At 71.5% G+C, this 20907-nt stretch carries 2 protein-coding genes; both read right to left on the reverse strand.

Annotated elements, in window-relative coordinates:
• Positions 1-223: 223 nt before the first annotated feature.
• Positions 224-16975, reverse strand: coding sequence for a type I polyketide synthase (locus P3L51_RS16750; protein WP_354606030.1), 16752 nt, complete (start codon positions 16973-16975; stop codon positions 224-226).
• 407 nt (positions 16976-17382) lie between these two features.
• Positions 17383-20238 (reverse strand): ATP-binding protein, encoded by a 2856-nt coding sequence (locus tag P3L51_RS16755; RefSeq protein ID WP_354606031.1) that lies wholly within the window; start codon positions 20236-20238, stop codon positions 17383-17385.
• Between the last annotated feature and the right edge of the window lie 669 nt (positions 20239-20907).

Below are 20907 nucleotides of genomic sequence, written 5' to 3' on the forward strand. Positions count from 1 at the left end.
TGGACGGCCGCGGCTGTTCACGGGGCCCGGTCGGGCTCTCGGCCCGGGCCGAGAGCCCGGGCCGCGGGCCCGCGAGACCGGGCGCCCAGCGCCGGTGGCCGAACCCCCGACAACCCCCGACAACCCCCGACAACGCCGAACGCCGAAGGCCGCCCGCACCCTCCACTGAGAGGGTGCGGGCGGCCTTCGGCGCTTTGTCAGGGCCTCGCGCGGCCGGCCGGGGTCAGGAGACCCCCACCAGGGCGCCGAGCGTGCCGGTCGCGTTCTCGGTCCAGGACTGGTCCTCTTCCGAACGGGACCTGATGGTGAGCGTCCGGCCCGCCGACGGGTCGTCAGGTCCGACGATCACCTGGAGAAGGGCCGCGGACTGGGATCCGAAGGTGACCGGAGCGTGCAGGACGAGTTCCGCTATCTCGTCGAGACCCACCGTCTCGGCCGCGTGGAGCGCGAGCTCCACGAAGGCCGTGCCCGGGAGGATGACCGTTCCCATGACGGTGTGGTCGCTGAGCCACGGGTGGTCGGCCAGCGTTACCCGCCCCGTGAACAGGGCGGTTCCGTCCGGGAGTTCGGTGGTCGTGGCCAGCAGCGGGTGGGAGGCGGACTCCAGGCCGAGGCCGGCGGCCGTACCGACGGGGTCGGCGGTCTCCAGCCAGTGGCGGCGACGCTGGAAGGCGTACGTGGGAAGGTCGACGCTCCTGCCCCCGCGTCGGGCGAGGAACCCTGCCCAGTCGACCGTGGCGCCGGACACGTGGGCCCGGACGAGCCCGTCGAGCAGAGTGGCCGGCTCGGAGAGCTTGGCCCGGATCAGCGGTACGGCGGTGGCGTCGGGCAGCGCCTCACGGGTCAGCGCGGCGAGTACGGCGTCGGGGCCGACCTCGATGTACGTGGTGACGCCCTGCTCGTGGAGCGTGTTGAGGCCGTCGTGGAAGCGGGTGGCGTTGCGGGCGTGATCGCTCCAGTAGGTGGCGTTGGTGATCTCGGAGCCGGCCAGGCGGCCGGTGACGGTGGAGACGAGCGGGGTGCGTGGCACGTGGTAGGTCAGCGTGTCGGCCACCGCGTGGAGCTCGCCCAACATCGGGTCCATGTGGTGGGAGTGGAAGCCGTGGCTGACGGTGAGACGCCGGATGCGTCGTCCCTGACCGGTGAACTCCTCGCCGATGGCGATGACATCGGCTTCGTCGCCGGAGACGACCACCGAACGCGGGCCGTTGACCGCGGCGATACCGACCCGCTCGGTGAGGTGCGGGAGCACCTCTTCCTCGGTCGCCTCGACGGCCATCATGGCGCCGGTGGCGGGGAGGGCCTGCATGAGCGTGCCGCGGGTGGCGACCAGCCGGCAGGCGTCGTCGAGGGTGAGGATCCCCGCCGTGTGGGCCGCCGCGATCTCGCCGATCGAGTGGCCGATGAGATGGGTGGGGGAGACGCCGAACTCGTCGACGAGGAGCCGGGTGAGGGCGACCTGGAGGGCGAAGATGGCGGGCTGGGTGTAGCGGGTCTGGTTGAGCAGGGTGGCGTCGTCGGCGAAGACGACGTCCCTGACCGGCTGTTCGGCCTGGAGGTGCTGGTCCAGGACGGCGGTCACCTCGTCGAACGCGTCCCGGTAGACGGGGTGCGTGTCGTAGAGCTGACGGCCCATGCCCGGGTGCTGGGATCCCTGACCGGTGAAGAGGAGGGCCACCTTCTTGGAGTGGGACTGGCCGTGCAGGAAGGCGGTGCCGGGGTCCTGGGTCAGCGAGCGGAGGTGGTCGACGAGTTCGTCATGGGTGGCTCCGATCGCGACGGCCTGGTGCTCGAAGGAGGTACGGGCGGTGGCCAGCGAGTACGCGATGTCGACCGGCTGGAGCTCGGGGTACTCGGAGACGTGGTCGAGGAGGCGCTGGGCCTGGTCCCGCACGGCCTGCTCGCTCTTGCCCGAGAGTATCCAGGGGACCGTGGCGGCCTGCGGTGCGGTCTCGGGGGCCGGCTCCGGGTGGGTGGGAGTGGGCGCTTCCTCCAGGATGAGGTGGGCGTTGGTGCCGCTGATGCCGAAGGACGAGACGGCGGAGCGGCGCGGGTGGTCGGTCTCCGGCCAGGCACGGGCCTCGGTCAGGAGCTGCACATTGCCGGACTCCCAGTCGATGTTCGGGCTGGGCTCGTCGACGTGGAGCGTCCGGGGCAGGGTGCCGTGGCGCATGGCCTGGATCATCTTGATGACCCCGCCGACGCCGGCGGCGGCCTGCGCGTGCCCGATGTTGGACTTGAACGATCCGAGCCACAGCGGCTCTTCACGGTTCTGCCCGTAGGTGGAGAGCAGCGCCTGGGCCTCGATCGGGTCACCCAGCGGCGTTCCGGTGCCGTGTCCTTCGACGGCGTCGACCTGGTCGGGGGTGAGCCCCGCGCTGGCGAGCGCCGTGTTGATGACCCGCTGCTGCGAGGGCCCGTTGGGGGCGGTGAGTCCGTTGCTGGCGCCGTCCTGGTTGACGGCCGAGCCGCGGATGACGGCCAGGACCGTGTGTCCGTTGGCCTTGGCGTCGGACAGACGCTCCAGCAGGACCATGCCCGCGCCCTCGGCCCAGATGGTGCCGTCGGCGGCGCCCGCGTAGGACTTGGCGCGGCTGTCGGGAGCCAGACCGCGCTGGCGGCTGAACTCCATGAACATGCCCGCGTTGGACATGATCGTGGCGCCACCGGCCAGGGCCATCGTGGACTCGTTGTTCCGCAGTGACTGGCACGCCAGGTGCATCGCGACGAGCGACGACGAGCAGGCCGTGTCGACGGTGACCGCCGGGCCCTCAAGACCCAGCGTGTACGAGATGCGCCCGGAGGCGACACTCGCCGTCGTACCCGTCAGCAGGTAACCCTCGACGGGCTCGCCGCCGTGGTGGGTGAGCGAGACGTACTCCCCGGCCGCGACGCCGGCGAAGACGCCGACGGGCTTGCCGCGCAGGGTGTCGGGGCGGATGCCCGCGTTCTCGAACGCTTCCCAGGTGGTTTCGAGCAGCAGTCGCTGCTGGGGGTCGAGCGCCAGGGCCTCGCGGGGGCTGATGCCGAAGAACTCGGGGTCGAAACGGTCGGCCTCGTAGAGGAACCCGCCCTCACTGGCGTACGACTTCCCCCGTACGTCGGGGTCGTCGTCGAAGAGGTTCTCGATGTCCCAGCCGCGGTTGTCGGGGAAGGCCCCCACCGCGTCACGCTCGTCCGCGACCAGCTTCCACAGCGCCTCGGGCGTGTCGGCGCCACCGGGGAAGCGGCACCCCATGCCCACGATCACGATCGGGTCGGCCGCGTCGCTCCGCGACGACGCCGGGCGAACGGTGCGGCGGGCCACCTGCGCGCCTGCCTCCGCCTGCTTGGTGCCCGCCAGTTGGTTGCGGATGTAGCCGGCCAGTACCGAGGGGGTGGGGTAGTCGAACAACAGGGTGGACGGGAGTCGCATCCCGGACGCCTTGTTGAGCGAGTTGCGCAGTTCCACCGAGCTGAGCGAGTCGAAGCCCAGCTCCTTGAAGGAGTGCGCGGGGTCGATCGCGTTCGCCGAGCCGTGTCCGAGGACGGTGGCCACGTGATTGCGCAGGAAGTCCAGGATGATCTGGTCCTGCTCGGCCTCCGGGCGGCCCGCGATCGACTGCCCCAGGGCTCCGACCTCCGCTCCCGCGCCACCCGCTTGGGCGGCGCTGCGCAGCGGCGTACGGACCAGCCCACGGAAGATCGGCGCCACCGGGACCGTCGCGGCACGGGCACGGAGCCCGGCGAGGTCGAGCTTGGCCGGGACCACGACGGTCCGGTCCGTCTCGAGCGCCGAGTCGAAGTGCCCGAGTGCCTGGTCGGCGGGCATCGGCAGCAGGCCGCCGCGGTTCATCCGCGCCTGGTCCTGCTCGTCGAGGGTGTCGGCCATGCCGCTCTCCCACAGTCCCCAGGCGAGGGACTTGGCGGGCAGTCCGGCGGTACGGCGGTGTTCCGCCAGCTCGTCGAGGAAGACGTTCGCGGCGGCGTAGTTGGACTGTCCCGGCGAGCCGAGGACACCGACCACGGACGAGAACGTCACGAAGACGTCCAGGTCCAGGTCGCGGGTCAGCTCGTGCAGGTTCCACGCGCCGTCCACCTTCGGGCGGAGCACCTCGTCGAACCGCTCAGGTGTCAGTGCCGTGACGATGCCGTCGTCGAGCGTTCCCGCGCAGTGCACCACCGCGCCGAGCGGATGCTCGTCCGGCAGGCTCGCGAGCAGGGCTTCCAGCGACTCCCGGTCCGCCGCGTCGCAGGCCGCGATGGTGACCTCGGCGCCGAGTTCGGCGAGTTCCGCGGTGATGGTGCTGCCTGCCGGACGGCCGCGCCGGCTGGTCAGGAGCAGCTTCTTCACACCGTGGCCGGTGACCAGGTGACGGGCGAGGAGCGTGCCCAGGGCGCCGGTGCCGCCGGTGATGAGCACCGTCTTGTCCGGGTCGAACGACGCCGGTGCGGCGGTCGGCTCCGAGTCGGCGGTGCCGATACGGGCGAGGCGCGGTGCGAGGAGCCGGCCGTCACGAACGGCGAGTTGGGGTTCGCCGGTGTTCAGGGCGGCGCCCACGGCCCGCAGCGACGCGTCCGAACCGTCGAGGTCGAGCAGGGTGAATCGATCGGGGTGTTCGGTCTGAGCGGTGCGGATCAGACCCCAGACCGCGGCTCCGGCCAGGTCGGCCGCGCCGCCGCCGCTACCGGCGGACATCGCGCCCTTGGTGAGGATCACCAGGCGGGAGTCCGGCCGATCGTCGGCGAGGACCGCCTGGACGAGACCGAGCACGCGGTGCGTGAAGGAGCGCGCGGCCTGTGCCGGGTCGGTGCCGGGCTCGGAGACGCACCAGGTGAAGACCACGTCCGGCCTGGTGGTGTCGTCCCCCGGTGTCGTCGGGAGCGTCACCGCGTCCGGCTCCACCTCGACCGCGGCGCCGAGCGGGGAGAGTGCCGCGGCGACCTGGGTGTTCCCCGGGTCGGCGACCACCGCCCACTTGGCGGTGCCCGCGCCCTGGGTCTTGTCCTCCACGGTCTGGACGTCGACCCAGTCGACCTTGTACAGCTCTCCGGCGTCCGCCGCACGGGTGGCGGCGAGTTGGTCGGCGCCGACCGTCCGCATGGCGAGGGAGTCGATCGTCATGACCGGTGTCCCCGTCTGGTCGGCGATGACCAGCGACGCGGTGTCCGGTGTGGTCCACGTGTGGCGGATCCGCAGTGAGCTGGCCCCCGTCGCGTGGAGGGACACACCGGCCCAGGAGAACGGCACCCGGATCGAGTCGGCCGCCTCGGTCTCTCCCATGATCAGCGCGGCCGGCTGGAGAGCCGAGTCGAGCAGACCGGGGTGGATGCCGTAGTCGCCGGGGTCCGAGCCCGCGGGAAGCGAGACTTCCGCGTACGTGGTGTTGCCGTCCTGCCAGGCCTTCCTGAGTCCTCGGAACAGCGGTCCGTAGCCGAAGCCACCGTCCGTGACCCGGCGGTAGAACTCCGCCACGTCCATGGTGTCCGAGATGTCAGGCGGCCAGACCTCGTTCCTGAGCGAGTCGGCGCCCGCGGGGACTTCCCTGCGTTCGGCTCCCAGCGCGCCCGTGGCGTGGAGGGTCCAGTCGGTCTCGACCGGGACGTCCTCCGGCCGGGAGTAGAAGGCGAAGGCCCGGCTTCCGGAGCTGTCCGCCGGCTCGATCAGGAGCCGCAGCTGGAGGGCGGCGCGCTCCGGCACGGCGAGGAACACGTGGTGGGTGAGTTCCTCGATGTGCTCGCAGTCCACATGGCGTGCCGCGTGGAGCAGGAGGTCGACGAAGGCCACACCCGGAACGATCATCGTCCCGAAGATGATGTGCTCGGCCACCCAGTCCGGGTCGTTCCCGGAGACGCGGCCGGTGAACAGGTGCCCGCCCCCGTCCGGGAGTTCGGCCAAGGTGGTCAGCACCGGATGGTCGGTCGCCGTCAGTCCCAGACCGTCGGCACCCGAGGTGGGCTTCGCCGCCTCCAGCCAGTAGTGCTGGCGCTGGAAGGGGTAGGTGGGGAGGCCGAGGGCGGGGACCGAGGTCTCACCGACGACGGGGGTCCAGCCGACCTGGATGCCATGGGCGTGCGCCGTGGCCAGGGCGGTGAGGAAGCTGTGGTTCTCGTCCCGGTCGCGGTACAGGGTGGCGACGAGGGTGGCGTCGCTGTCATCGGCCACGCTGTCCTGCGCCATGGTGGTCAGGACGGGATCGGGTCCGAGTTCGAGGTAGTGCCGGGTGCCGAGCCGGTCGAGGGTGGTGATGCCGTCGGAGAAGCGGACGGCCTCCCGGACGTGCTGGACCCAGTACTGCGGGGTGGTGATGTAGTGGTCGGCGAGTTGGCCGGTGAGGTTGGAGACGATCGGGATCGTCGGGGCGTGGTAGATCAGCTCCCCGGCCACGAGTTCGAACTCGTCCAGCATGGGGTCCATGTGGGGCGAGTGGAACGCGTGGGAGACCGTCAGGCGCCGCGTCTTGACGCCCGTCTCGGCGAGGGCTTCCGCGATGGCGGTGGTGGCTTCCTCGTCGCCCGAGATGACGATCGAGTGGGGTCCGTTGACCGCCGCGACGCTGACGTGGTGCTCGTGGCCTTCGAGGAGCGGGACGATCTGCTCCTCGGTGGCCCGCAGCGAGATCATGACGCCGTTGGCGGGCAGGGCCTGCATCAGTGAGCCGCGCGCGGCGACCAGGCGGCAGGCGTCGTCGAGGGTGAAGATCCCGGCCACGTGGGCGGCCGTGATCTCACCGATCGAGTGTCCGGTCAGATAGTGCGGAGTGATCCCGAACGATTCGACCAGCCGGTAGAGCGAGGTCTCGATCGCGAAGAGAGCCGCCTGGGTGTACCGGGTCTGGTTGAGCAGGGTGGCGTCGTCGGCGAAGACGACGTCCTTGACCGGCTGTTCGGCGTTCAGGTGCCGGTCGAGGGTCGCGCAGACCTCGTCGAAGCTGTCCCGGAAGACCGGGTAGGCGTCGTAGAGCTCGCGGCCCATGCCGGCCCGCTGCGCGCCCTGTCCGGTGAACATGAAGGCGGTCTTGCCGGGGTGCGGCATCCCGCGTACCAGCGCCGGGGACGGCTCGCCGAGGGTGAGCGTGCCCAGGGCACGGTCGAACGCCTGGTGGTCGGTGCCGAGCACCACGGCCCGGTACTGGAACTGGGCGCGGGTGGTGGCGAGCGCGTGAGCGACTCGGTCCGTGCGCAGCCCGGGGTTGAGTTCGAGGTACGCGCGCAGCTGCTGGGCCTGGTCGCGGAGGGCCTGTTCCGTCTTGCCGGACAGGACCCACGGGACCAGGGTCGCCTGCGGCGCGTCCTGCTCGTGGTCGTCCTCGGCGGGCTCCGGCGTGGTGGGGGCCTGTTCGAGGATGACATGGGCGTTGGTGCCGCTGATGCCGAAGGAGGAGACGGCGGAGCGGCGCGGGTGGTCGGTCTCCGGCCAGGCGCGCTCCTCGGTGAGGAGCCGCACGTTGCCCGAGGCCCAGTTGATGTGCGGGCTGGGCTCGTCGACGTGCAGGGTCCGGGGGAGAGTGCCGTGGCGCATGGCCTGGATCATCTTGATCACTCCGCCGATACCGGCGGCGGCCTGCGCGTGTCCGATGTTGGACTTGAACGATCCGAGCCACAGCGGCTGGTCGGCTTCACGGCCCTGGCCGTACGTCGCCAGGAGCGCCTGGGCCTCGATCGGGTCGCCCAACGGGGTTCCGGTGCCGTGTCCTTCGACCGCGTCGACCTGGTCGGAGGTGAGGCCCGCGCCGGCCAGAGCGGCGTTGATGACCCGCTGCTGGGAGGGTCCGTTCGGAGCGGTCAGCCCGTTGCTGGCGCCGTCCTGGTTGACGGCCGAGCCGCGGATCACGGCGAGAATGGTGTGTCCGTTGGCCTTGGCGTCGGACAGACGCTCCAGGAGGACCATGCCCGCGCCCTCGGCCCAGATGGTGCCGTCGGCGCCACCGGCGAACGACTTGCACCGGCCGTCGGGAGCCAGACCGCGCTGGCGGCTGAACTCCAGGAACATTCCGGGGTTGGCCATCACCGTGGCGCCACCGGCCAGGGCCATCGAGGACTCGTTGTTCCGCAGCGACTGGCAGGCCAGGTGCATCGCGACCAGCGAGGAGGAGCACGCGGTGTCGACGGTGACCGCCGGGCCCTCAAGACCCAGCGTGTAGGCCAGTCGCCCGGAGGCGACACTCGCCGTCGTACCCGTCAGGAGGAAGCCGTCGACCGGCTCGGTGCCCCGGTGGACGAGGGAGCCGTACTCCTGGGTGACGACGCCGGCGAAGACGCCGACGGGCTTGCCGCGCAGGGTGTCGGGGCGGATGCCCGCGTTCTCGAACGTCTCCCAGGTGGTCTCCAGGAGGAGTCGCTGCTGGGGGTCGAGGGCCAGGGCCTCGCGGGGGCTGATGCCGAAGAACTCGGGGTCGAAACGGTCGGCGTCGTAGAGGAACCCGCCCTTGCGGGCATAGGTCTTCCCGCGCATGTCGGGGTCGGGATCGAACAGCTCCTCCAGATCCCAGCCGCGGTTGGTGGGGAAGGAGCCGATGGCGTCCACCCCCTCGGTGACCAGTCGCCACAGCTCGTCCGGCGTGGTGGCGCCACCCGGGTAGCGGCACCCCATGCCGATCACGGCGATGGGTTCGTCGTCGTCGCGTGGTGCCACGGCGACGGCCGCGGTGTCCACGGCGGTGACCGGTACGGCCTCGTCGTCGACCAGTTCGTCCCTGAGGTGGGTGATCAGCAACTCGGGCGTCGGGTGGTCGAACAGCATCGTGGACGGCAGGTGCAGCCCCATGGACTCGCCCAGCACCATGAGGAGTTCGATGCCGGCGAGCGAGTCGAAACCGAGGTCCTTGAACGAGCTCTCGGGGTCGATGGCGAGCGGAGAGCTGTGGCCCAGAACCGCCGCGACATGCTTGCGCAGGACCTCCAGGAGGAGTTCGCGCTGTTCCGGCTCGGGCAGGAGGGCCAGCTGCTGGCGCAGCGAGGACTCGTCGACGGCTTCACCGCCGCGTTCGGCGGGCGCCGCCTGGGCCGGGAGCAGTTCGGCGAGCAGCGGGGAGAGCATCGACGCCCGCTGCGTGCGCGCGTGGGAGACATCGACCCCGGCGGGCACGAGCACCGCCCGCGCCGTCGCGAGTGCCGAGTCGAAGAGCGCGAGCGCCCGCTCGGTGGGCATCGGCGACAGTCCGCCGCGGCTCATCCGGGCCCGGTCCTGCTCGTCGAGGGTGTCGGCCATGCCGCTCTCCCACAGGCCCCAGGCGAGGGACTTCGCGGGGAGCCCGGCCGTACGGCGGTGCTCGGCGAGTTCGTCGAGGAAGGAGTTGGCGGCGGCGTAGTTGGCCTGTCCGGGCGAGCCGAGGACACCGACCACGGACGAGAACAGCACGAAGGCGTCCAGGTCCAGGCCCATGTCACGGGTCACCTGGTGCAGGTTCCACGCGCCGTCCACCTTCGGGCGGAGCACCGCGTCCAGCCGGTCCTCGGTCAGCTCCGTGACCACACCGTCGTCCAGGACGCCCGCGCAGTGCACGACCGCGCCGAGCGGATGCTCCGTCGGCAGGCCCGCGAGCAGGGTCTCCAGCGACAGCCGGTCGGTGACGTCGCAGGCCGCGACGGTGACCTCGGCGCCGAGTTCGGCGAGTTCCGCGACGACGGTGCTGTCCGCCGTACGGCCGCTCCTGCTGGTCAGCAGCAGCTTCCTGACGCCGTGCCGGGTGACCAGGTGGCGCGCGAGAATGGAGCCCAGTGCGCCGGTGCCGCCGGTGATGAGCACCGTGCGCCGCGCGTCGAACGTGGCGGGAATCGCGCCCGGGGTCAGACGGGCGAGGCGGGGAACGAAGAACCGGCCCTCGCGTACGGCCAGTTGGGGCTCACCGACGGAGAGTGCCGCGACGACGGCCTCGTCGGAGGCCCGCGAACCGTCGATGTCGAGGAGCGTGAACCGGTCCGGGTGCTCGGACTGGGCCGAACGGATCAGGCCCCAGACCGCCGCACCGGCCATGTCGGCCGCCGCGTCGCCGGTTCCGGTGTACCTCGCGTTCTCGGTGAGGATCACCAGCCGGGAGTCCGGTGCCCCGTCGGCCAGGACGGCCTGGAGCAGGTGCATGGCATGGCGTGTCTCGGTGTGAGCCGCCGCGACCGGGTCGGCGCCGTCTTCGGCGGCCCCGGTGGCGAAGCGGGCGACGACCGTCGAGGGCCGGGCCGCGCCGGCCCGCAGCGAGGCGCGCAGCGCTTCGGCGTCCGGGTACGACTCGGCGGCCGCACCGAGCGATGCCAGCACGGCGGCGACTCGCGGGTCACGGGTGTCGCCCACCACGGCCCAGCCGACCCCGTCGGGGCGCGAGTTGGCGCGTGGCGGCGCGGGTACCGCGCGCCAGGCGACCTCGTGCAGCGCACCGTCGCGGTCGGGCCTGGCGGCTTCGAGCTGCTCGGCACGGACCCCACGCATGGCGAGGGAGTCGACGGTCAGCACCGGCGCGCCGGACGGGTCCGTGACGGTCAGCGCGACTGTCTCCGGCGTGGAGCGCACGAGCCGGACCCGCAGGGTGTGCGCGCCGGACGCGTGGAGCGTCACGCCGCTCCAGGAGAACGGCACATGCAGTGTGCCGTCCGTCTCGGCACCGGTCGCGGCCAGGGCGATCGGGTGCAGCGCGGAGTCGAGCAGGCCGGGGTGGACGCCGTACGAGCCCGGGGAGGTCCCCGCGGGCAGGGCGACCTCGGCGTACAGCGTGTCGCCGTCCTCCCAGGCGGCGGCGAGCCCCTGGAAGACCGGTCCGTAGCCGAACCCGGCCTCGGCGATCCGCCGGTAGAAGCCGTCGGTGTCGAGGACCGCGGCGGAGGCCGGGGGCCAGGCCGCGTCCACGGGCGGAAGGGCCGGCGGTACGGCCGGGGCGACGCCCAGCGCACCGGTGGCGTGGCAGGTCCAGTCGGCGCCCAGCGGGGCGTCCTCGGGCCGCGAGTGGACGGCGAAGGACCGCCGCCCGGAGTCGTCCGCCGGGCGGACGACCACTCTCAGCTGGAGGGCGCCGTGTTCCGGCAGGGCCAGGAAGACATGGTGGGTGAGTTCCTCGATACGAGGGCGCCCGACCAGTGCCGCGGCGTGCAGCAGCATGTCGACGAACGCCACGCCCGGCATGACCGGGGTGCCGAAGACGGCGTGGTCCGCCGCCCAGGCGGGTGACGCCGCGTTCACCCGGCCGGTCAGCAGCAGCCCGCCAGGGTCGGGAAGCTCGGCGGCCGTGGTCAGCACCGGGTGTCCCGTGGCGGTCAGCCCGGCCGACGACACGTCTCCCGTGGCGGTGGTGGCCGCGTGCCAGTAACGCTGGCGCTGGAAGGGGTACGTGGGCAGGTCGGGGAGGGTGTGCGGGGCCGGGAGGTGGCTGCTGAGGTTGACGGGCGCGCCGGCGGTGTGCGCGGTGGCGAGCGCCGTGAGAAGCGTGGTGGCTTCGGAGTGCCCCTTGCGCAGGACGGCGGTGGGGGTGGTGCCCCGGGTCTTGCCGAGGGTCTCGTTGACGAGAGTGGTGAGGACGGGGTCGGGTCCGAGTTCGAGGTAGTGCCGGGTGCCGAGCTGATCGAGGGTGGTGATGGTGTCGGCGAAGCGCACGGCGTCCCGGACGTGCTGGACCCAGTACTGCGGGGTGGTGATGCGGTGGTCGGCGAGCTGGCCGGTGAGGTTGGAGACGATCGGGATCGTCGGGGCGTGGTACGTCAGGTCCGCCGCCGTACGCTCGAACTCCTCCAGCATGGGGTCCATGTGGGGGGAGTGGAACGCGTGGGAGACGGTCAGGCGCCGCGTCTTGACACCCGTCTCGGCGAGAGCGCCGGCGATGGCGGTGGTGGCTTCCTCGTCGCCCGAGATGACGATCGAGTTGGGTCCGTTGACCGCCGCGACGGCGACGTGGTGCTCATGGCCTTCGAGGAACGGAAGGATCTGCTCCTCGGTGGCGCGCAGGGAGATCATCGCGCCGTTGGCGGGCAGGGCCTGCATCAGTGAGCCGCGCGCGGCGACGAGCCGGCAGGCGTCGTTCAGGGTGAAGATGCCCGCGATGTGGGCGGCGGTGAGTTCACCGATGGAGTGGCCGGTCAGGTGCTGCGGGGTGATCCCGAACGATTCGACCAGGCGGTAGAGCGAGGTCTCGATCGCGAAGAGCGCGGCCTGGGTGTACCGGGTCTGGTTGAGCAGGGTCGGGTCGTCGGCGAAGACGACGTCCTTGACCGGCTGTTCGGCGTTCAGGTGCCGGTCGAGGGTCGCGCAGACCTCGTCGAACGTGTCCCGGAAGACCGGGTAGGCGTCGTAGAGCTCGCGGCCCATGCCGGCCCGCTGCGCGCCCTGTCCGGTGAACAGGAACGCGGTGGTGCCTTCCCGTGCCGTGCCGGTGACGACCGCGCGGGAGGACTCGTCGTTGCTCAGCGCCCGAAGACCCGCGAGGAGTTCGTCACGGCCCTCTCCCACCACCACCGCACGGTGCTGGAAACGGGCGCGGGTGGCTGTCAGGGCCTGGCCGATGTGCGCCGGGTGGACCCCGGGACGCGCGATGACATGGTCGAGGAGGCGCTGCGCCTGGTCGCGGAGCGCGGGCGCGCTCTTGGCGGACAGGAACCACGGAACGAGGGCGCCCTGCGGGGTCTCCCGCTCGTCGTCGCCGTCCACGGGCTCCGGCGTCGCGGGTGCCTGCTCGATGATGAGGTGGGCGTTGGTGCCGCTGATGCCGAAGGAGGAGACCGCCGCGCGGCGCGGGTGGTCGGTCTCGGGCCAGGCACGGGCCTCGGTCAGGAGCCGCACATTGCCGGAGTCCCAGTCGATGTGCGGGCTGGGCTCGTCGACGTGCAGGGTCCGGGGCAGGGTGCCGTGGCGCATGGCCTGGATCATCTTGATGACCCCGCCGATACCGGCGGCGGCCTGCGTGTGGCCGATGTTCGACTTCAACGACCCGAGCCACAGCGGTTCTTCACGGTTCTGGCCGTACGTCGCCAGCAGGGCCTGGGCCTCGATCGGGTCGCCCAACGGGGTGCCGGTGCCGTGTGCCTCGACCGCGTCGACCTGGTCGGGCGTGAGACCCGCGCCGGCCAGAGCGGCGGTGATGACCCGCTGCTGCGAGGGGCCGTTCGGAGCGGTGAGACCGTTGCTCGCGCCGTCCTGGTTGACCGCGGAGCCGCGGATGACGGCGAGGACGGTGTGTCCGTTGGCCTTGGCGTCCGACAGACGCTCCAGCAGGACCATGCCCGCGCCCTCGGCCCAGATCGTGCCGTCCGCCGCACCGGCGAACGACTTGCACCGGCCGTCGGGAGCCAGACCACGCTGCTGTCCGAACTCCACGAACATACCGGGCGTCGCCATGACCGCGACGCCGCCCGCCAGGGCCAGCGAGCAGTCCCCGACGCGCAGCGCCTGCGCCGCCTGGTGCATCGCGACGAGCGACGACGAGCACGCCGTGTCGACCGTGACCGCCGGGCCCTCGAGACCGAAGGTGTACGAGATCCGCCCGGAGACGACACTCGCGGTGGTGCCGGTGAGCAGATAGCCGCCCAGTCCGTCGTCGCCCTCGTGCAGCCGGGGGCCGTACTCCTGCGACATCGCGCCCACGAACACACCGGTGCTGCTGCCCTGGAGGCCGTCCGGGTCGATCCCGGCGCGTTCCAGCGCCTCCCAGGTGACCTGGAGGAGCAGCCGCTGCTGCGGGTCCATCGCGGTGGCCTCGCGCGGGCTGATCCCGAAGAACTCGGTGTCGAACTCGGCGGCCTCGTCGAGGAACCCGCCGTGCCGGGTGTAGGTCTTGCCGCGCACCCCGGGCTCGGGGTCGTACAGGGCGTCCAGGTCCCACCCGCGATCGGTGGGGAAGCCCGAGATCGCGCTCACACCGTCGTCGACGAGCTGCCACAGCTCGTCCGGGGTGCCGGCGCCGCCGGGGTAACGGCAGGCCATGCCGACGATCACGATCGGATCGTCGGCGTCCAGCACCGACGCCGACCGCGACAGCGCGGACGCCGCCGCCGACGTGTCCTCGCCCAGGGCCAGTTCGCAGAGCCGCCGGGCCAGCCGGGACGGGCTCGCGTAGTCGAAGACGACGGTCTCCGGCAGCGCCAGCCCCGTGACGTCCACCAGGTTCTGACGGAGCTGGACCGCCATCGTGGAGTCCATGCCCAGCTCGCGGAACGCCTGGCCGACATCGACCGCGTCCGTGCTCAGATGACCGAGCACGATCGCGGTGCGCAGCCGCACCAGCTCCAGCGCCTGACGGGCACGCTCGTCCGCCGGCAGTTCGGCGAGCCGGTCCGACCAGGTGGAGCTCGCCGCGGGGGTCTCCTCGCGCGCGGCTTCCTGGTGCTGGACGGCGCCGCGCGTCCCGGGCTCGAACGCGGCCGAGACCTCGGGCCAGTAGCGCTCGCGCTGGAAGGCGTACGTGGGCAGCGCCACGCGACCCGGCGTACGCCCCGTGAAGACGGCGGACCAGTCCACGGGCAGGCCGGATACGTGCAGTTCCGCCAGGGAGGTCAGCAGCTGCGGCCACGGAGCCTCGTTGCGGCGCAGCGAGTCCGCGACCAGCGCGTCCGGCAGCGTCGCCCGCAGTCCGAGCGTGAGAACGGGGTGCGGACTCGACTCGACGAACGTGCCGAATCCGTCCTGTGCCATGGTCCTGAGCGTCGCCTCGAAGAGGACGGGCCGGCGAAGGTTGGAGTACCAGTAGTCGGCGTCGAGACCGGCCGTGTCGATGGCGCTCGCGGTGACCGTGGAGTAGAACGCGATGTCGCACGAACGCGGCGTCACCTCGGCGAACTGCTCCAGCAGCCGATCCTTGATCGCCTCCATGTGCGACGAGTGGGAGGCGAAGTCGACGGCCGAGACGGCCCTCGCGCGAATCCCCTCCGCCTCGCAGCGGGCCAGCAACTCGGCGATGGCGTCGGGGTTCCCGGCCACGACCGTGGTGGTCGGCCCGTTGACCGCGGCGATGCTCAACCCGTCGCCGAAGGGGGCGATGTACTCGGTGACCCGGTCGGCCGCCAGCGGCACCGACGCCATGGCCCCGGTACCCGCCAGCGTCATGATCGTCTGGCTGCGCAGGGCCACGATCCTGGCGGCGTCCGCCAGATCGAGCGCTCCCGCGATGTGCGCCGCGGCGATCTCACCCTGCGAGTGCCCGATGACCGCGTCGGGCCGTACGCCCAGCGACTCCCACACCCTGGCGAGCGAGACCATCACCGCGAACAGCACGGGCTGAACGACGTCCGCGCGGTCGAGGGACGTCGCCCCGGACTCGTCGGTGAGCGTGTCCAGCAGCGACCAGTCGACGTACGGCGCGAGGGCTTCGTGGCACGCCTCGATCGACGCGCGGAAGACCGCCGACGTGCGCATCAGCTCGCGCGCCATGCCCTCCCACTGCGAGCCCTGCCCCGGGAACACCAGCGCGATCTTCCCGTGGTCGCCCGTGACACCCGTGACGAGCCCCGGTACGTCGGCGCCGGACCGCAACGCCTCGAGCTGCGCGTCGTGTCCGAGCCCGAGCGCGACGGCGCGGTGCTCGAAGTGGGTACGGGTGCCCGCGAGCGAGCGGCCGATGTCGAACGCGTCGGCGTCCGCCGTCCGCCGCTCCAGCAGCCGCCCGGCCTGGGCGCGCAGAGCCGCCTCGGTACGCCCGGACACCAGCCACGGAGCCAGCGGGATCTCCGGCTCGTCGCCCTGCGGCGCGTCCTCCTCGGACGCGGCCGGCTCGGGCGCCTCGGCCAGTACGACATGGCAGTTCGTTCCGCCCACACCGAAGGAGCTGACCCCGGCCAGCAGCGGCGCGTCCGGCCACGGGCCGGACGCGGTCTGGACGCGCAGATTCAGCGCCTCGGGGTCGATACGCGGGTTGGGCGTCTCGTAGTTGAGGCTCGCCGGGATCTCCCGGTGCCGGATGCTCAGCGCCGTCTTGATCAGCCCGACGATGCCCGCCGCGCCTTCCAGGTGCCCGACGTTGGTCTTGGCCGAGCCGACGAGTACCGGTGAGCCCGCGGGACGCGCGCTGCCGTACGCGGCGCCCACACCCGCCGCCTCCAGCGGATCGCCCGTCGGAGTGCCCGTGCCGTGGAGTTCCACGTAGCGGACCTCGGCCGGGTCCACGCCCGCGTCCTCGCACGCCTGGCGCAGCACGGTCGCCTGGGCCTCGGCGCTGGGCACCGTGAGGCCGTCGGTGGAGCCGTCGTTGTTGACCGCGGTGCCACGGATGACCCCGTACACCGTGTCGCCGTCGCGCACCGCGTGTGCCAGCGGCTTCAGTACGACGACGCCGCCGCCCTCACCGCGCACGTAGCCGTTGGCCCGCGCGTCGAAGGTGAAGCAGCGTCCGTCCGGCGACAACCCGCCGAACATTCCGGCGACTTCGGCGCTCTCGGGCGCGAAGTTGAGCGCCACACCGCCCGCCAGGGCCAGGGTGCACTCACCCTTGCGCAGACTCTCCACGGCCAGGTGCACCGCCACGAGCGACGACGACTGCGCCGAGTCGACCGCCATGCTCGGGCCGTTCAGGCCCAGCGCGTAGGACACCCGGTTGGCGATGACGCCGCGGTTCAGCCCCGGCAGCGAGTGCTGTGTGATCGCACCACCGCGGTGTGCCAGCGCCGCGTAGTCCCCGGCGATCGCTCCCACGATGACGGCGGTCGCGGTGGACCGCAGCGTCTCGGGGACGATTCCCGCGTCCTCCAGCGCCTCCCAGGCCAGCTCGGCGAAGAGCCGCTGCTGCGGGTCGATCGCCACGGCCTCGCGCGGCGAGATCCCGAAGAAGGCCGCGTCGAACTGGTCCACTCGGTCGAGGAACCCGCCGTGGCGCAGCGCCGCGCGGTGCCGCTCCGGTGAGTCCGGCAGCACCTCGTCGGGGTCCCAGCGGTCCGGCGGCACCTCGGTGATCGCACTACGGCCCGACCGCAGCAACTCCCAGAAGGAGTTGGCGTCGGGTGCCTGGGGGAGGCGGCATGACATGCCGGTGATTGCGATTGCGTCCGTACCGTGAACAAGATCACTCGACATGATGGCGAGTGCCTCCCTCATCGCGTGCTTCGAAAACGCCGGGCAGGCGTTCGTCTTGAGGGAACGATCATCATCTCCGCCGCTCGCCCCCAGCTACCCGTAGAGCCCCCTAGGACGTGTCTTCAAAGTCCCGCCTGGCCCGCGACGCCTGGCACGGCACCTCGCCGCGTTGTCGGAGTCGGCCAAGTACGCCCAGTACGCGGCCGATCCTCCGCCTTGCGATGCACCGCACCAGCCGCCGCGGGCCCCGCCCTGCGGGCGGACGGCGCTACTTCGAAGACACGCCCTAGGACGGCTTTGTCAGGGGTACCCCTGGGACACCCCTGGTGGCCGCACCGCCCCGGCCCCGCGAACAGACAGAAGTCCGCCTGCCCGTCGGTCGACGGGCAGGCGGACCGGGACCCCTTACGGGGTGGGGGTCGAACGGATCAGACGGACTCGTAGCTGACCGCGTGGGCTCCCTGCAGGAGCTGCTCGCGGTTCCTGATGCCCATCTTGCGGTAGACGCGGGTCAGATGCTGCTCCACGGTGCTGACCGTGATGAACAACCTCTCGGCGATCTCACGGTTGGCGTACCCCTGGGCGGCCAGCGTGGCGACGCGCCGTTCGGATTCACTGAGCGTGCCGAAGCTGTCCTGGCCCGCGCGGTCGGCGCCGCGGGACCCCTCGCTCGGCTTCGTGTCCATGCTCTGGGGCATGGACGTCGGGAGCAGAGCCTGGCAGAGGGACTCCGCCTGGCAGCTCTTGGCGAGCCGCCAGGCCCGCCGCGCCGTCGGCCGGGCCTGTTTGTCGCCCAACTGCTGGTAGGCGCGGCTGAGATCGGCCAGGACACGGGCAGCCTCGTAACGTGCGCCCGCGGCCTCCAGCAGACGGAACGCGTCCCGCAGGATCGGGGGCTGCTTGGCGGTCGCCTGGACCAGGGCCAGGGCGTGCAGGGTCATACCGCGCGACCGGGTGAGCCCGGCGTCCGAGTTCGTCAGCTGCTTCTCGACGAGCCGGGCCGCCTGCTCCCGGTCGCCCAGTCGCAGCCACACCTCCGCCTCTCCCAGCCGCCAGGGCGCCAGGGAGGGTGTGTCGATGTTCCAGCGCCGCATCAGCGTGCCGCACTCCTGGAAGTCGGACAGAGCCAGGTATGTGTTGCCGGTCGCGAGGTGATGCCGGCCGCGCGCGTACAGGTAGTGCAGCCCCGCGCGGGTCAGGAACAGCGCGGGCGGCGGCTCGGCCGTCTCCAGATACTTGGCCGCGGTCTGGTGGTTGCCCATGGCGGTGTGGGCCTCGACGAGCACGGTCAGCGCCAGCGCGCTGCTGACGTTCCACCTCGGCCCGGACAGCCGGGCGTGGGCCGTCTCCGCCTGGCGTACGGCGTCCGCCAGCCGCCCGCGCCGCAGCGACAGGAGCGCGCCGACGCTTTCGATCTGGGCCCACCAGCCTGGGGCGTCGTGTCGTTCCACCTCGGCCGCGAGCAGGTCGTACCACGCGGCGGCGGTGTCGAGTTGATCCGCGTAGCACAGGGCCAGCAGCGCCTTCGGCAGGCCGCTGAGCTTCGACGTCGGCCAGTTCTGGCTGCCCTGGAACACCTGGTCGGCCAGGGCGATGGCGTACTTGTCCGCTCCGTTCTCCAGGATGAGGGCGAGGGCGTGACGGGCTCTTAATTCCGAATGGGACGTCGCCGGGGCGGTTGTGGCCGGCAGCGGGTGCTCCAGCCGTTCGAGCAGGCCCGGGACCTCCGCGGCCATGAGCATCCGGGTGCTGTGCAGCGCGGTGGACATGTCCGCCTCGCCGCTGTTGACATGGTCGACGACCTCCACGGCCTCGTCGAAGTCGAGGTGGAAGAGCATGCCCTCGGCGACCCACAGGGCGTCGGTGCCCGTGAGCTTCCCCTCAAGGATGGGGCCCTTGAGCGCGCGGAAGTGCGGGGCGGACTCGGCGGGCCTGAGCTGCCACTGGCCGAAGGCGTACAGCGACTTCGTCGAGAGCCGCTGTCCCTCGTCCAGGGAGCATTCGCAGGCCAGCTCCAGATAGCGGATGCCCTGCGGTACGTCACCGTCCTCCATGGCGTGGGCCGCGGCCTCCTGGAGTACGGGCAGCACCCATCCGTCGTGCAGCGGACCGACGCCGAGCAGATGCATGGCGACGGCCTGCGGCGGCGCTCCCCCCTCGTTCAGGAGGCGAGCGGCGCGGTAGCGCTGCTGGGTCGCCTCGCCGTGAGGCATCTCACCCAGTACGGCCTGCCGTACGCCCGCGTGCCGCAGCCGCGCGCCCTCCAGCACGCCCATGCCGGTGAACAAACGTATATAACGTTTCAACAGTTCCGTGTCGATACCGCTCAGCCGACTCAACAGAAGGGGAGTCGTCGCCTCGTCCAGGAGGGCGACGCACCGGGCGAGACGGACCGCGCGCGGGCCGAGCCGGTGCAGGTAGGCGAGGACGGCCTGGTAGAAGGCGGGGCCGATCGACGCCCCGCCCTCGGTGGTCGACTGGCGGCCGATGCCGTCGCTCTGCGGCGGCATCGGCCCCGCGACGGAGTCGGACGCGAGGCGCAGCCTGTGCTCCTCGATGAGCGCCTGGGCCAGCAGCGGATTGCCCCCGCTCAGCCGGTGGATCTCGACGATGAGCCGGTCCGACGGGAGGACCGGGAGCCGGCTCGCGGCCAGCCCCATGATGTCCACCCGCGAGAGCGGCTCCAGGTGGAAGTGGCGCGCGCTCGTGCGGTAGAGGAGGTCGTCTAGGACACGAGCCGGCTGCTCGTCGACGGAGATCCCGTGCGTGAACACCAGCACGAGTGAGAGCTGGGTCAGACGCTGCGCCAGGTAGCGCAGGCATGTGAGGGTGGCCGTGTCGGTGTGCTGGATGTCGTCCACCGTGATCAGCAGAGGCCGCAAGGCGGTCAGCTCGGCGATGATCTGGTAGGTGCGCCGTGCGACCGTCAGCGGGTCGTCCTGGGCCCCTGGCGGGGCGAGGGCGGCGGCCACGTCCGCCTGCCTGCCGGCATGGACGGTCCCGGCGCCCCCGGCGCGCGGAACGTCGGCGGTGGTGCACTGGGCTTCGATCGAGTGCAGCAGCTGGGCGAGGGCGCTGTAGGGCACCTCGCGCTCGTGCGGCGAACTCACCACGCTGAGCACCGTGCTGCCCGCCGAAGTCGCCCGTTCGGCCAGGGCGTTGAGTGTCGTGGTCTTGCCGATCGCGGTCGAACCGCTGATCGCGGCGATGGCCCCCCTGCCCCGCGTGGACTGGATCAGTAGGTCATCGAGCTGTTCGAGTATCTTGTCCCGTTCCTTCAACACAACTTACTTTCCCCCCCTGTTGACACCTTTTGATCGTGGAACTGGTCGGTTTCCGGCAGCCAGAAGCGGAACCTAGTCGTCAATATCAAGAAGCTAGCGACCGTATTCGGTCACCCACTCGGCGATAGGATAATCGGTGCGGGGCTAAGGGGTAGTTGAGACGGCTGTGCGAAATCTCCTAGCAACCTTCGCAGCGATTTCTCAGTGGCTGGGAACTTCGCAAGGGCGCCGAGCCGGGTCTGCGGCCGTTCGGGGCGAATTGCGAGGGTGGCGGTGCCTGACTCGGCCGCTTCACGGACCACTTGTACGGTGATGCGGTCCCGGTCGCCGGTCATGGTTACCAATGAGTCGGCCGTCGTCGGCGCACACGCAGGGCTGATTTCGGCCAAATTGAAGACCAGCCTTAACTGCCCGGTAACCAAGGAGGACCGGCGTTAACTGGCCAGTAACCAAGACGGAATCCATGCGCGAGGCGTTCCTGGCGTGCTGCGCCCACCTGTATCGATAGGTGAACTCGGAGGATCCGGGCGGCCGTGCGGCTCGAATGGCACAGCCCCGACGGGGCGCTTGGCCGTATGCGGACGGGGCCGCCGGCGGGCCGACTCCAGGCCCTTGGGTGTGTGATCCTGGTCGGCGTGAGCATCGCGGCTCCGACCCGTCATGTGCTCA

Origin of the sequence: Streptomyces panacea (assembly GCF_040560175.1) — a bacterium.
Taxonomy (GTDB): domain Bacteria; phylum Actinomycetota; class Actinomycetes; order Streptomycetales; family Streptomycetaceae; genus Streptomyces; species Streptomyces panacea.

Excerpts from the sequence above, each read along its gene's own strand:
- P3L51_RS16750 (WP_354606030.1), bottom strand. The coding sequence starts at position 16,975 with ATGAGGGAGGCACTCGCCATCATGTCGAGTGATCTTGTTCACGGTACG.